Source organism: Janthinobacterium sp. 35, from assembly GCF_002754575.1.
GTDB classification, from domain to species: Bacteria; Pseudomonadota; Gammaproteobacteria; order Burkholderiales; family Burkholderiaceae_D; genus Janthinobacterium; species Janthinobacterium tructae.
The window spans coordinates 4,670,575-4,684,564 of record NZ_PEFN01000001.1 but is presented as its reverse complement, the minus strand read 5'-3'; the positions used below and the strand labels follow the sequence as shown (position 1 = coordinate 4,684,564).

The 13,990-nt window shown below is 61.0% G+C and carries 14 protein-coding genes; all 14 read right to left on the bottom strand.

Features of this window, described 5'->3' with window-relative positions; all coding sequences use genetic code 11:
* Nucleotides 1-100: 100 nt before the first annotated feature.
* Nucleotides 101-1,981, bottom strand: a complete 1,881-nt coding sequence (gene uvrC / locus CLU93_RS20910) for an excinuclease ABC subunit UvrC (protein ID WP_099763142.1) — start codon at nucleotides 1,979-1,981, stop codon at nucleotides 101-103.
* A 7-nt stretch (nucleotides 1,982-1,988) separates the two neighbouring features.
* Entirely contained in the window at nucleotides 1,989-2,390 is a 402-nt protein-coding gene (acpS, locus tag CLU93_RS20905; RefSeq protein WP_099763141.1) for a holo-ACP synthase, read from the bottom strand.
* A 16-nt stretch (nucleotides 2,391-2,406) separates the two neighbouring features.
* Nucleotides 2,407-3,168 carry a pyridoxine 5'-phosphate synthase gene (gene pdxJ / locus CLU93_RS20900; RefSeq protein WP_099763140.1) on the bottom strand — a complete coding sequence of 254 codons (762 nt, stop codon included), beginning with the start codon at nucleotides 3,166-3,168 and terminating at the stop codon, nucleotides 2,407-2,409.
* Nucleotides 3,169-3,208: 40 nt separating this feature from the next.
* The gene (gene recO, locus CLU93_RS20895; RefSeq protein ID WP_099763139.1) at nucleotides 3,209-4,030 is read right to left on the bottom strand and encodes a DNA repair protein RecO; all 822 of its coding nucleotides are present in this window, start codon (nucleotides 4,028-4,030) and stop codon (nucleotides 3,209-3,211) included.
* Nucleotides 4,031-4,058: 28 nt separating this feature from the next.
* Nucleotides 4,059-4,961, bottom strand: coding sequence for a GTPase Era (era, locus tag CLU93_RS20890; RefSeq protein ID WP_096236430.1), 903 nt, complete (start codon nucleotides 4,959-4,961; stop codon nucleotides 4,059-4,061).
* 1 nt (nucleotide 4,962) lies between these two features.
* Complete coding sequence (gene rnc / locus CLU93_RS20885; RefSeq protein ID WP_099763138.1) at nucleotides 4,963-5,778, bottom strand: ribonuclease III; 816 nt, start codon at nucleotides 5,776-5,778, stop codon at nucleotides 4,963-4,965.
* 74 nt (nucleotides 5,779-5,852) lie between these two features.
* A complete protein-coding gene (lepB, locus tag CLU93_RS20880) occupies nucleotides 5,853-6,770 on the bottom strand; it encodes a signal peptidase I (RefSeq protein WP_099763137.1) in 918 nt (305 codons plus the stop codon).
* Between the two features lie 3 nt (nucleotides 6,771-6,773).
* Nucleotides 6,774-8,564 carry a translation elongation factor 4 gene (gene lepA / locus CLU93_RS20875; protein ID WP_096236434.1) on the bottom strand — a complete coding sequence of 597 codons (1,791 nt, stop codon included), beginning with the start codon at nucleotides 8,562-8,564 and terminating at the stop codon, nucleotides 6,774-6,776.
* Nucleotides 8,565-8,879: 315 nt separating this feature from the next.
* Nucleotides 8,880-9,125 (bottom strand): glutaredoxin family protein, encoded by a 246-nt coding sequence (locus CLU93_RS20870; RefSeq protein ID WP_099764517.1) that lies wholly within the window; start codon nucleotides 9,123-9,125, stop codon nucleotides 8,880-8,882.
* Between the two features lie 125 nt (nucleotides 9,126-9,250).
* A complete protein-coding gene (locus tag CLU93_RS20865; protein ID WP_099763136.1) occupies nucleotides 9,251-10,747 on the bottom strand; it encodes a DegQ family serine endoprotease in 1,497 nt (498 codons plus the stop codon).
* A 249-nt stretch (nucleotides 10,748-10,996) separates the two neighbouring features.
* Nucleotides 10,997-11,320, bottom strand: coding sequence for a sigma-E factor negative regulatory protein (locus CLU93_RS20860; protein ID WP_257225036.1), 324 nt, complete (start codon nucleotides 11,318-11,320; stop codon nucleotides 10,997-10,999).
* Nucleotides 11,321-11,392: 72 nt separating this feature from the next.
* Nucleotides 11,393-12,016 carry an RNA polymerase sigma factor RpoE gene (gene rpoE / locus CLU93_RS20855; protein ID WP_071076481.1) on the bottom strand — a complete coding sequence of 208 codons (624 nt, stop codon included), beginning with the start codon at nucleotides 12,014-12,016 and terminating at the stop codon, nucleotides 11,393-11,395.
* 66 nt (nucleotides 12,017-12,082) lie between these two features.
* Nucleotides 12,083-12,601, bottom strand: coding sequence for a hypothetical protein (locus tag CLU93_RS20850; RefSeq protein ID WP_099763135.1), 519 nt, complete (start codon nucleotides 12,599-12,601; stop codon nucleotides 12,083-12,085).
* 130 nt (nucleotides 12,602-12,731) lie between these two features.
* Nucleotides 12,732-13,982 (bottom strand): beta-ketoacyl-ACP synthase II, encoded by a 1,251-nt coding sequence (gene fabF, locus CLU93_RS20845; protein WP_099763134.1) that lies wholly within the window; start codon nucleotides 13,980-13,982, stop codon nucleotides 12,732-12,734.
* Nucleotides 13,983-13,990: the final 8 nt, after the last annotated feature.

Genomic DNA, 13,990 nt, shown 5'->3' with positions numbered 1-13,990 from the left:
ATTGAACATGAAGAAAGCGTGAAGAAGCGCCACTAGTCTACATGGCCCCAGGGTATTAGCCTAGTCCGCTTGCCGCAGCGCCGGACCAGACCTGTATGCATTAATGCAACTGCTTGTAAATCTCTTCTGCCAGTTGCGTGGAAATCCCCTCCACCGACATCAGATCCTCGACGCTGGCATCGACCACGCCGCGCAAGCCGCCAAAGCGCGACAGCAGCTTCTGCCGGCGCTTGGCGCCGATGCCTTCGATCTCTTCCAGGCGCGAGGTCTGGCGCGTCTTGGCGCGCTTGGCGCGCATGCCGGTAATGGCGAAGCGATGCGCCTCGTCGCGGATTTGCGCGATCAGCATCAGCGCCGCCGATTCCTTGCCCAGTTCCTGCGCCGCGCGGCCATCGACGAACAGCAGCGTTTCCAGGCCCACCTTGCGCCCTTCTCCCTTGGCCACGCCGACAATCAAGCTGATATCGAGTCCCAGTTCAGCGAACACCTGGCGCGCCATTTCGATCTGCCCCTTGCCGCCATCGATCAGCACCACGTCGGGCATCACCCCGTCGCCATTCGCCACCTTCTCGTAGCGGCGCATCAAGACCTGGCGCATGGCCGCGTAATCGTCGCCGGGCGTGATGTCGTTGATGTTGTAGCGCCGGTATTCGCCGTTCTGCATGGCGTGGTGGTGGAACACCACGCACGAGGCTTGCGTCGCCTCGCCCTGCGTGTGGCTGATGTCGAAACACTCGACGCGCAGGCTGTCGAGGTCTTCCGTTTCCAGGCGCAGCGCTTCGGCCAGCGCGCGCGTGCGCGACTGCTGCGAACCTTGCTCGGACAGCAAGCGCGCCAGCGAAATCTCGGCGCCCTTTTGCGCCATCTCCAGCCACTGGCGGCGCTGCCCCTGCGGCTGGAAGATCAGGTTGATGCGGTGGCCGCACTGCTCCATCAGCGCCACCATCAGGGCCGGCTGATCGAACTCGATATTCAGGATCAGGGTGCCGGGGATGAATTTTTCCGTGTAATGCTGCGCCAGGAAGGCGGCCAGCACTTCCACCTCGATCGGCTCTTCGGCAATCGCCGCCGCATCGCTGAGCTGGCTGGGGAAATAGGCGCGGTCGCCCAGGTGGCGCCCGCCGCGCACCATAGCCAGATTGACACAGGCGCGCCCGCCCTGCACCAGCACGGCGAGGATGTCGACGTCGGCATCGCCCGTCGTTTCCATGCTTTGCTGATGCAGCACGCGCGACAGCGAAGCGATCTGGTTGCGCACCACCACGGCCTGCTCGAATTTCAGCTCGGCGGCAAAGGCGTGCATCTTCTTTTCCAGGTCGGCCATCACTTCGCTCTGGCGCCCGCGCAGGAAGCGCGCCGCGTTTTCCACGTCGTTTTTATAGTCTTCCTTGCTGATCAGGTCCACGCACGGCGCGCTGCAGCGGCCGATCTGGTGCAGCAGGCAGGGCCGCGTGCGATTCGCGTAGACGCTGTCCTCGCAGGTGCGGATCAGGAACACCTTTTGCAGGATCTGCATCGATTCCTTGACGGCCCAGGAACTGGGGAACGGCCCGAAATACTGATTTTTCTTGTCCACCGCGCCCCGGTAATACACCATGCGCGGCGCATCGCCATTCGTGATCTTCAAATACGGATACGACTTGTCATCGCGGAACAGGATGTTGTAGCGCGGCTGCAGCGCCTTGATCAGGTTGTTTTCCAGGATCAGGGCTTCCGCTTCGCTGTGCGTGACGGTGGTTTCCAGGCGCGCGATGCGCTCGACCATCATGGCGATGCGGGGGCTGGCCAGGTTTTTCTGGAAATAGCTGGAAACGCGCTTTTTCAGGTCGCGCGCCTTGCCGACATACAACACCTTGTCGGTGGCGTCGAAATAGCGGTACACGCCGGGCAAATTCGGCAGCTTGGCGACGGTGGCCAGCACCTGTGCGCGCGGGTCGGGTGGCGTTTCCGCCAAGTTCGGTTCTGGGCTTGCTTCGGTCATTGCTGGCTCATTCTTGCGCTGCTTGCTCCACGATCACGAACGCGACCGCGTACTCTTCTTCATCGCTGATGGTCACTTGCGCGCTCAGCCGGTTTTTCTCCATGAAGTCCGCCAGCACGCCACTGCAGACGATCATCGGTTTGCCGCTGGGGTGATTCAGCATCTGCGCGGCAGGCCAGGTCATCGGCATGCGCAAGCCCAGGCCGATGGCCTTGGAAAACGCCTCCTTGGCCGCAAAGCGGGTGGCCAGGAAGCGCACGCCGCGCACGGCGTTTTTCGCACTGCGGGCGCGGAATTTCTCCATCTCCTGCGGCCCCAGTATTTTCTGCGCGAAACGCTCGCCATGGCGCGCCAGCGCCGCCTCGATGCGGGGGATCTTGCAGATATCGGTGCCGATGCCGTAGATCATGGGCTTGTCCTGTTCCTTATGCTTTGTTGCCCAGGCGCGCAGCCACCATGATGGCCTTCATTTCGCGCACGGCGTTTTCCCAGCCGACAAACACGGCGTGCGCGACGATGGCGTGACCGATGTTCAGCTCAGTAATGTCCGGAATGGCGGCAATCGCCTGCACATTGGTGTAATGCAAGCCGTGGCCCGCGTTGACCTTCAAGCCACGGCCCACGCCGAACAGCACGCCCGCCTTGATGCGTTCCAGCTCGGCCAGTTGCTCGGCGCCTTGCGTATCGGCGTAGCGGCCAGTGTGCAGCTCGATCACGGGTGCGCCGAGTTCGGCAGCGGCGGCAATCTGTTGCTCGTCGGCGTCGATGAACAGGCTCACGCGGATGCCCTCGCCTTGCAGCTGCTGGACGGCCGCCTGTACTTCCTTGAAATAGCGCACCACATCGAGGCCACCTTCGGTGGTCACTTCCGTGCGTTTTTCCGGCACCAGGCACACGTCCGCCGGCTTGATGCGGCAGGCGAAAGCGATCATCTCGGCCGTCACGGCCGCTTCCAGATTCATGCGCGTGAGCAATTGCGGCGCGATGGCGATCACATCCGCATCCTTGATGTGGCGGCGGTCTTCGCGCAAATGCAGGGTGATGGCGTCGGCGCCCGCCTGCTCGGCCAGCAGGGCCGCGCGGATCGGGTCCGGATAAGCGGTGCCGCGCGCATTGCGCAAGGTGGCCACGTGGTCGATATTGACGCCCAGGTCGATGACGGGGCCGGAAGGCTGCAAAAAGCTCATAGTTGGTATCCGTAAAGTGCTGTCGTGCTGCAAACCGCCGCTACAGCTGCATTAAATCGATCAGTATCTGGCGCGTGTTCAAGGTGGCGCCCCCCAGTTGATGGGCCAGCAAAAAGCGCATCAGCAGCTTGCTTTGCGCCTGCGTGGCCACGTCAAGATAATCTTCGCGCTCCATGTCGAGCAGGGTCTTGCCCGTGATCTTCGGCCAGGCATCGCTGGCGCGCGCCGGGCGCGGTCCCCGTTCCGGGTCGACCACGTAGACCTGCCCCGCCTCGACGGCCTGGCGCGTGCCCGTGCAGCGCGTCAGGTCGGCCGCCACGCCCGTTTCCTTGAGCAGAGCGCGCTCGAACTTGCGCAGCACGATCGGCGGCGGCTCATTGTGCGCCAGCTGATTCAAGGTGGCAACGTAGTGGTCGAACAGGACAGGATGCGGATCGTCGCGCGCCAGCAATTTGACCAGCAATTCGTTCAGATAAAAGCCGCACAACAGCGCCGTCTTTTCCAGCGGCAGCATGCCGCCCACCCATTCGGCGCCCGTCAGTATGCGCAGCTCCGATTTGCCCGTCCAGCCCGCCTGCAGCGGTTGAAACGTCTGCAGCACGCCGCGCAACTGCGAATGGGGGCGCTTGGCGCCCTTGGCGACGAGCGCGATGCGGCCGTATTCGCGTGTAAACACGTCGACGATGAGGCTGGTTTCTTTATGCGGGTAGCTGTGCAGCACGAAGGCTGGCTGGCCCGTGATGCGGCCGTCGCGCGCGGGCGGACGGCTGCGCCGGGGAGGCGCTGCGGAAGGTGCAGCCGGCGTAGAGGGGGCGAGTGAGGCTGGCGCGAAGTCAGGCTGCGCTGGCGTGGTGGTGCTCATGCGTGTAGCGTCGCCCCCGGGTTGCGGATTACTCGTAGCCGTAGGCGCGCAAGCCCGCCTCGTTATCGGCCCAGCCCGATTTGACCTTGATCCAGATTTCCAGGTACACGGGGCCGCCGAACAGCTTTTCCATATCCAGGCGGGCCTGGGTGGAGACTTCCTTCAGGCGCGCGCCCTTGTTGCCGATGACCATGGATTTATGCGTGTCGCGCTCGACCAGGATGGCGGCGAACACGCGGCGCAGATCGCCTTCCTGCTCGAATTTCTCGATCAGCACGGTGCTCGTGTACGGCAGTTCGTCACCCACGAAGCGGAAGAGTTTTTCGCGCACGATTTCCGAGGCGAGGAATTTTTCGCTGCGATCCGTGATGTCATCCGGGCCAAAGATCGGCTGGTTTTCCGGCAAGAAGCGCTTGATTTCGTTCTGCAAGCCTTCCAGCTGGAAATGCAGCTTGGCGGACACGGGCACGATGGCGGCAAAGTCGCGCATGGCGGCGATCTTTTGCGCGAACGGCAACAATACGGCCTTATCCTTCACGCGGTCGGATTTGTTGATGACCAAGATGCATGGCACTTCCTTCGGCAGCAGGTCCATCACTTGCTGGTCGGCCGGGCCGAAGGTGCCCGCCTCGATGACGTACAAAATCACGTCCGAGGAAATCAGCGTGTTGGTGACGGTCTTGTTCAGCGTCTTGTTCAGCGCGTTCGAGTGGCGCGTCTGGAAGCCAGGCGTGTCGACGTAGATGAATTGCGCGTCCGGCACCGTCTGGATGCCCGTGATGCGGTGACGCGTGGTTTGCGCCTTGCGCGAAGTGATGCTGACCTTCGCGCCGATCAGCACGTTCATCAGGGTCGATTTGCCCACGTTGGGGCGGCCCACGATGGCGATATAGCCACAGCGGAAGTTGTCGGGCATTTTGGTGGCTGTCATGCTAGTGTCGATTCTGTTTAGTGTGAGCGGCGATCGCCGGGGCTGCAGGAGCTTGCGCGTTGTCGCTCTGGATGGTGGCAATGCCGGCCAGCTTGAGCTGGGCGGCGCGCGGTTTGGGCTTGCGGCTGGCGGCAGGCGACTTCAACAGCGCCTGCTCGGCCACGTCCAGCGCCAGTTTGGCGGCGGCTTGCTCACCGGCGCGGCGGCTTCCGCCACGGCCGTAGACCTGGATATTCAATTTCGGCACCAGGCATTCGATTTCGAATTCCTGGCTGTGGGCGGCGCCATGGGTGGCCACCACGTTGTACTGTGGCAGCGAAATTTTCTTGCTTTGCAAAAACTCCTGCAGCAGGGTCTTGGCATCCTTGCCCAGGGTTTGCGGATCGACCGAGTCGAGGATGGGTATGTAAAAGGCGCGGATCACCGTGCTGGCCGCATCGAAGCCCGTATCGAGGAAAATCGCGCCCAGCAAGGCTTCCAGCGTATCGGCAAGGATCGAAGGACGGCGGAAACCGCCCGATTTGAGCTCACCTTCACCGAGGCGCAGGAATTGCGACAATTCCAGCTTTTGCGCGATTTCATACAGCGACTGCTGTTTCACCAAATTCGCGCGCAAGCGCGACAGGTCGCCCTCGTCGATGGTCTTGAAGCGTTCGTACAGGATGGAAGCGACCACGCAGTTGAGAATGGAGTCGCCGAGGAATTCCAGCCGCTCATTATGCAAACTGCTGTGGCTACGATGCGTCAAGGCTTGCTGCAACAGGCCAGCATCCTGGAACGTATAGCCTAAACGGGTTTGCAATAGCTGAAGATTCATTGTTGTTTCTGTATCATCTGAGTAATTCGGCTGGCCGCCGCGCGGGGAGTCGGCGCGGCAGCCATAGGAGCGGCCTAGTGGATGCCGCCCACGCGTTTCGGGTTGCTGAAGTTCATCCACACCAGGAAAGCCTTGCCGACGATGTTCTCGTTCGGCACGAAGCCCCAGTAGCGGCTGTCCGCGCTATTGTCGCGGTTATCGCCCATCATGAAGTAATTGCCTTGTGGCACCACACACGTAAAACCATCCTCGTTGTAGTTGCACGCATCCTTGTGCGGGAAATCCTTCACTTCGCGCAAGTTCAACGTGGGAGCAGGCTCGTCGTTGAGGATGCGGTGGCTCACGCCCGTCAGATTTTCTTCCAGCTGCTTGTGGTACACCGTGCTTTCGTCATCGAGGTAGTCGTCCAGCGGGGTGTACTGCACTTCCTTGCCGTTGACCGTCAAGCGCTTGTTTTCATAGGTGATTTTATCACCGGGTACGCCGATCACGCGCTTGATGTAGTCTTGCGACATATCTTTCGGGTACTTGAACACCATCACGTCGCCGCGCTGCGGATCGTTGACTTCAATGATACGCTTGTTGATGATCGGCAAACGGATGCCATAAGTGAACTTGTTGACCAGGATAAGGTCGCCCACCAGCAAGGTCGGCACCATCGAGCTCGACGGGATCTTGAATGGCTCGTAGAGGAACGAGCGCAGACAGAACACCAGGGCGATGACGGGGAAGAAACTACCCGAATACTCGACCCAGGTCGGCTGGCGCAACAGCGCTGCCTCGATGGTCGCGCGGCTGCCGCCCGCATCGGACTTGATGCCCTCGGCGGCCAGCTTGGACTGGCGCGCGTCGAACTCGGCCAGGGCAAGGTCGGCCGCCTGGCGGCGCTGCCTGGACAGATAAAATACATCCAGGCACCAGACCAGGCCCGTCAACAGCATCAGCACGAACAGGATTAAAGCGAAATTTCCTAAAATCACTTGCAGGTTCATTGATCAACCATCCACTTGTAAAATTGCCAGGAATGCCTCTTGCGGGATCTCCACGGAACCCACTTGCTTCATGCGTTTCTTACCCGCTTTTTGTTTCTCCAGCAATTTTTTCTTGCGGCTGATGTCGCCGCCATAGCACTTCGCCAGCACGTTCTTGCGCAAGGCTTTCACGTTCTCGCGCGAAATGATGTTGGCGCCGATGGTCGCCTGGATGGCCACGTCGAACATCTGGCGCGGGATCAGTTCACGCATCTTGGCGGCCACCTGGCGGCCACGGTACTGGCTGTTCGAACGGTGGACGATGATGGCCAGCGCATCGACTTTTTCGCTGTTGATCAGCATGTCGACCTTGACCACATCGGCCGCGCGGTATTCCTTGAACTCGTAATCCATCGAGGCATAGCCGCGCGACGTCGATTTCAGGCGGTCAAAGAAGTCCAGCACGATCTCGGCCATTGGCATTTCGTAGACCAGCTTGACCTGGCGGCCGTGGTAGCTCATGTCCATCTGGATGCCGCGCTTGCCGATACACAGGGTAATCACGGAGCCCACGTATTCCTGCGGCATGTACAGATTGACCGTGACGATAGGCTCGCGCACTTCCTCGATGCGCGACGGATCGGGCATCTTCGATGGATTGTCGACGTTGATCAAGGTGCCATCACGCTGGATCACTTCGTACACCACGGTGGGCGCCGTGGTGATCAGGTCCATGTCGAATTCGCGCTCGAGGCGTTCCTGCACGATTTCCATGTGCAGCAAGCCCAGGAAGCCGCAGCGGAAGCCGAAGCCCAGCGCCTGCGACACTTCCGGCTCGTACATCAGGGCCGCGTCGTTCAGTTTCAGCTTTTCCAGCGAGTCGCGCAACGCGTCGTACTGGTTCGCTTCGACCGGGAACAGGCCGGCGAACACTTGCGGCTGCACTTCCTTGAAGCCAGGCAATGGCGCGGCGGCAGGACGGCTGACCAGGGTGACGGTATCACCCACTTTCGCCGCTTTCAATTCCTTGATGCCGGCGATGATGAAACCCACCTGGCCTGCCGACAATTGCGGCAGCGATTGCGAACGGGGCGAAAATACGCCGATGTCTTCCACCAGTTGCACCGAATCGGTGGCCATCAGGCGGATCTTGTCTTTCGGTTTCAGGGTGCCGTTGACCACGCGCACCAGCATCACCACGCCCACATAGGCGTCATACCAGGAGTCGACGATCAGCGCCTGCAGCGGCGCATCGGGGTCGCCCTTCGGTGGCGGTACCTTGACGATCAGTTGCTCGAGCACGTCCAGCACGCCGAAGCCCGTCTTGGCCGAGCAATGCACGGCGTCGGCCGCGTCGATGCCGATCACGTCTTCGATCTCGGCAATGGCGTTCGGTGGGTCTGCGTTAGGCAAGTCGATCTTGTTCAGGACGGGCACCACTTCCACGCCCAGGTCCAGCGCCGTGTAGCAGTTGGCGACCGTTTGCGCTTCCACGCCTTGCGATGCGTCCACCACCAGCAGCGCGCCTTCGCACGCCGACAGCGAGCGCGACACTTCATAGCTGAAGTCGACGTGGCCTGGCGTATCGATCAGGTTCAGGTTGTAGATCTGGCCATTGCGCGCCTTGTAGTGCAGGGCCGCCGTTTGCGCCTTGATGGTAATGCCGCGCTCGCGCTCCAGATCCATCGAATCGAGCACCTGCGCCTCCATCTCGCGGTCGGACAAGCCGCCGCACAATTGAATGATGCGGTCAGCCAGGGTCGATTTACCGTGGTCAATATGGGCGATGATGGAGAAGTTGCGTATGTTATTCATTAACTAATATATGTGCGAGTGACAACACTGCTTTAACAGGAATCAAGGGGATCATGTCCGGGCCAAACAGGGCCGAAACCAGGCGCCCCACTCATGATGAAAAAAGCGCTCCGAGCAGGACATCTGCATGCCCAGGCGAGCGCTTTTGAAGCGACAGAAGCTGCTGCCTCGGACAGTAGCTTTTTCGACCTCCCCATTTTACCGGATTTCAGAGCGGAAAGCCCGTCTTTCAGAGGCTGGCAGCGGGCAAGCCGACATTTTCAGCTGTTTCCAGCAGCGGAATGCTGCAATGCAGTGACAATATTGGTATTTAAGCTACACCAGGCAGCGCCGGACGGCGGCCTCGTCCAGGAAATAATGGCATAGATCGGGTTGCGCCAGGTCGCCGAACAGCACCGGCACCAGCTCATCGAAACGCGCCAGCAGCGATGTATCGGGCGACGTATCGATATCGATCACCTCGACCGTAAACGGTTTGTCAGGCGGCTGCAGCAGGAGCAACGCGTCGAGCATATCCTGGCAAAGGTGGCAATAACTGCGGGAATAGAGAGTGAAATGCATGGAATACTGGAATAACCCCAAGAACGACGACCGGGGTCGGACCCGACGGGGGAATTCAAGCCAGTGGCTTGAATTCCGATCCTGAAGGGACCGACCCCAGCCTTTGCGGGGTGCGGGTTGAAAAGTTACTTCGCCGACGGACGCAGCGAAACGAATAGCGCCACATCGCCACGGCGCACCAGCACGGCCGACGACTTCTTCGGATCGAGCTTGGCCACCAGGGCATTGAACTGCTTGGCATCTTTCACGGCAACGTTGTTCAATTGCAAGATCACATCGCCAGGCTGCAGGCCGGCCAGGGCCGCCACGCCGACCGCGTCGTCGACCAGCACGCCCGCGTCGATCTTCAACTCCTGCTTCTTCGCGGCTGGCACGTCACTGACCTTCAGTCCCAGTGCATTGACGGCTTGCGCTTCCGGCTCCCGGGCGCCCTTCTTCGCCGTCTTCTCGGCTTCCAGCTCGACGACGGTGACAGCGATATCCTGCTGCGCGCCCTTGCGCCAGACGGTGACCGTGGACTTGCCGTTGACGGCGGCGCCGCCTACCAGACGCGGCAGGTCGGACGAACGCTCGATCTGGGCGCCATTGAATTTCAGGATGATGTCGCCCGGCTTGATGCCCGCCTTGTCGGCAGGACCGCCCTCTTCCACCATCGACACTTGCGCGCCCTTGGCGTTGGGCAAGCCCAGCGATTGCGCCACGTCCTTGCTCACTTCGCCGATCTGCACGCCGATACGGCCGCGCACCACTTTACCCGTCTTTTTCAGCTGCTCGCCCACGCGCATGGCTTCATCGATGGGCACGGCAAACGAAATGCCGTTGTAGGCGCCGGACAGGGTGGCGATCTGCGAATTGATGCCGATCACTTCACCGCGCATATTGATCAGGGGACCGCCCGAGTTGCCCGGGTTGACGGCCACATCGCTCTGGATCAGCGGCAAGTAGTCGCCCGTGTCGCGGGACTTGGCGGAAATGATGCCGGCCGTCACCGTGTTTTCCAGATTGAATGGCGAGCCGATGGCGATCACCCACTCGCCCACGCGGATCTTGTTCGAGTCGCCGATGGTCAGGCGCGGCAGGTTGGCGCCCTCGATTTTCAGCAGGGCCACGTCGGTGCGCGCATCGGCGCCGATGACCTTGGCCTTGAATTCGCGCTTGTCCGTCAGGGTCACGTAGACTTCATCGGCGCCGTCGACCACGTGGGCATTGCTCAGCACGTAGCCATCGTTTGAGATGATGAAGCCGGAACCGACACCGCGCTGCACTTCCTGCTCTTGCGGCACGCCGCGGCGGCCGCCGCGCGGCGCCTGCTGGCGCGGCGTGGGCATGGCGCCGCCAAAGAAGCGACGCAAAAATTCCTGCATTTCCTGCTCATCCTGGCCGCCCGCGCCGGGCGCAGTCATCTTCAGGCGCTCGGTGGTGCGGATATTCACCACGGCCGGGCCAACGGCGTCGACCAGGTCCGAGAAATCAGGCAGTTTCACGGCCGGCACGGCGGCCTGCGCCTGTGGCACCAGGCCGAGCATGGTCGGGGCGAAAAAGACGCCAGCCGTACCGAACAATAAGGCGGAAAGCGTCTTCACTGAAAACGACTTGCTGGCGGCACACATGTTTTTTTTCATGGAAAGGATCTTTTCGAGTATATAAACGGATCAACACGCGGATCGGCGATTGCCTGCGTGCATGATTGGGTGTCATGACGGAATCCCGGGGGCAAACACACCTGGTCGCGCGCATGGCAGCAATAATATATCGCAAAAGCAAGATATTGCCTGCACACAGTGTCAATCGTAGCGAAGTCCAGTGTCAAGAGGGCCAGGAACAGGTGAAGGGTCAAGACCCGCCGGGCATAAGATGTCGCAGATGCCGCGCTAGCGTTGCGCCAGCGGCCCCGCCTCCAGCGGCTCGGCAGCGCCCGGCGGCACGATGGGCAGCAGGGGCTCCGCGCGGATAAGCGGCTCGTCAGGCGCCGCCTCGGCGGCCAGCCGGCTGGCCAGGCGCGCGTCGAATTGGGCACTCAGGGCATGGCCGCACTGCTCCGAGCGCAGCACGTCGCCGATCAGGCGATAGGCATCCCAGGCTTGCCGCCCCTCATCCGTGTCGAGGGCGGCAAAAGCCAGTTCGAGTTCGCTCGCAGCCAGCTCGCCATCGGCCAGGGCGGAAATCGTCTCGTGCAATCGTGTATGCGTATCCATGATGGGTCCTGCCATTTCAAGAGGATAGTTGCGGAAACCGGACGCAGCCATGCCAAGCTCATACTCCGCAGATTACCAGCGCTTGTCAATCGGCATATCCAACAACGGTTTCAATTTCTCTGCGATCACTTCGCGCGCGCGAAAAATGCGGCTGCGCACGGTGCCGATGGGGCACGCCATGATCTCCGAGATCTCTTCATAGCTGAGGCCCTCGATCTCGCGCAGCACGATGGCCGTGCGCAGCTCGATGGGCAGCACCTCCATGGCCGCGTTGACGGTGGCGGCAATCTGCTTGCTGGCCAGCACCGATTCGGGTGTATTGTTGTCACGCAATTTATTGCCATCATCGAAGGACTCCGCCTGCTCGGCGTCGGCATCGCTGGACGTGGCGGCGCGCCGCCCCTGCGTGACGAGATAATTCTTGGCCGTATTGATGCCGATGCGATACAACCAGGTATAGAAGGCGGCATCGCCGCGAAAATGGCGCAGCGCCCGGTATGCCTTGATAAAGGTTTCCTGCACCACATCTTCGGCCTCCGCCGGGTCATGCACAAGTCGCGATACCAGGCGCATCAAGCGGCGCTGATATTTCGATACCAGCACATCGAATGCCCGTTTGTCGCCAGCCTGCACCCGCTCGACCAGTAACTGATCATACTCGCGCTCTGTCCTCACGCCCGATGCCCCTGTTCGCATGCAGCGTGGGCGCCTGTATGGATATAGAGTTGGCCCGCTGCAAGAAGTTCAGTGTTCGCCCCATTTTTATTCTTCCCCACTGCGCGCCGCGATGGCCCGGCACGCCACGGCCAGCGGGCGGAAGGCGGTGCAAGCGCTGCCACGTTGCGCCAGCACTTGCGTGCGCCGCCCTGCGGCATTGGCCAGGCACAGCACCAGCAGCGAGGGCCACAGAGTCGAACCCGGCAACAGGCGCAGCACTGGCGGCACCAACGGCCCCGCGCCGGACGGCGCCGCGCCATGCTCCAGATATAACGCCAGCCGCAACTGGCCGACCGGCGAAATATCAAGCACCTGCGGCTTTCTGCGCTGGCGCAGCAAAGCCAGCAAAAACACGCCGCCAGCAGCACTCGATAGCGCACCGGGCCAGCCCAGCGCATAGCCGCCCACCAGCTGGGCGGGGCCGAGGCCAGAGCCAGACAGGGCCGCAACGTGCCACGCGCCGCTCAAGGGCCAGGCGGCCAGCAGCGCGCACAGCCCCAGTAGCGCTTGCAGCAGGCGCAAACAGACAGGCGTGCGAATGACAGCCGCTACAGCGATCGACATATTGCCAACTCAAAGGGAAAAACATCAGGCGCGCCGGCACCATGCCGGGCAAATTCAGGCACCAACGAACGTTGGGACCGAATCAGCGCTCACTACGATTTGACCGTAGTGAGCGCTTGAAAGTTCCTGCTTATTTCGCTTTACCGAAAATCAGCGTGCCATTCGTTCCGCCGAAGCCGAACGAATTCTTCACTGCATAATCGATCTTCATGTCCCGCGCCGTGTTGGCACAGAAATCGAGATCGCAAGCGGGATCCTGGTTGAAGATGTTGATGGTCGGTGGCGACACCTGATGGTGCAATGCCAGGACCGTAAACACCGCTTCCAGACCGCCCGCGCCGCCCAGCAAATGGCCCGTCATCGACTTCGTCGAGTTGACGACCATATGCTTGGCATGCTCGCCGAAGGTGCGTTTGATACCCATCACTTCCGCCACGTCGCCTTGCGGGGTCGACGTGCCGTGCGCGTTCAGGTACTGAATCTGATCCGGGTTCAAGCCTGCGTTGTTGAGGGCCGCGATCACCGATTTGCTGCCGCCGCTACCATCTTCCAGCGGCGAGGTCATGTGATAAGCATCTGCGCTCATCCCGAAACCATGCACTTCGGCATAGATCTTGGCACCACGGGCCACCGCGTGCTCGTACTCTTCCAGCACCATGACACCAGCACCCTCGCCCAGCACGAAGCCGTCGCGGTCGGTATCCCACGGACGCGATGCCGTTGCCGGATCGTCGTTGCGGGTCGACAAGGCACGTGCCGAGGCGAAACCGCCCAGGCCCAGCGGCGACACGGTCGATTCAGCACCACCGGCAATCATGACGTCGGCATCGCCGTACTCGATCATGCGCGCGGCAGCGCCAATGCTGTGCAAACCGGTGGTACACGCCGTCACGATCGCCAGGTTCGGGCCCTTCAGACCATATTTGATCGAAAGATTGCCAGAAATCATGTTAATGATCGAGGCAGGCACGAAAAATGGCGAGATACGGCGCGGACCGCGCTTTTCGTACTCGGATTTGGTTTCCTCGATCAGCGGCAAGCCACCGATACCGGAACCGATGATCACGCCGATGCGCTCGGCGTTTTCCTCGGTCACTTCCAGACCGGAGTCCTGCATCGCCTGGATGCCTGCAGCCATGCCGTAATGGATAAAGGTATCCATGTGGCGGGCTTCCTTACCGGAGATGTACTCTTCGATATTGAAACCTTTGACTTCACCGGCAAAATGCGTGGTGAAGGGCAATGCATCAAACTTGGTAATCGTGGCAATGCCGGATTTACCTTCGGTAATTGCGCTCCACGCCTCGGCAATAGTATTGCCGACAGGTGAAACACAGCCCAGGCCGGTTACAACAACACGACGGTTTTTAGAACGGCTCAAGCGATTCT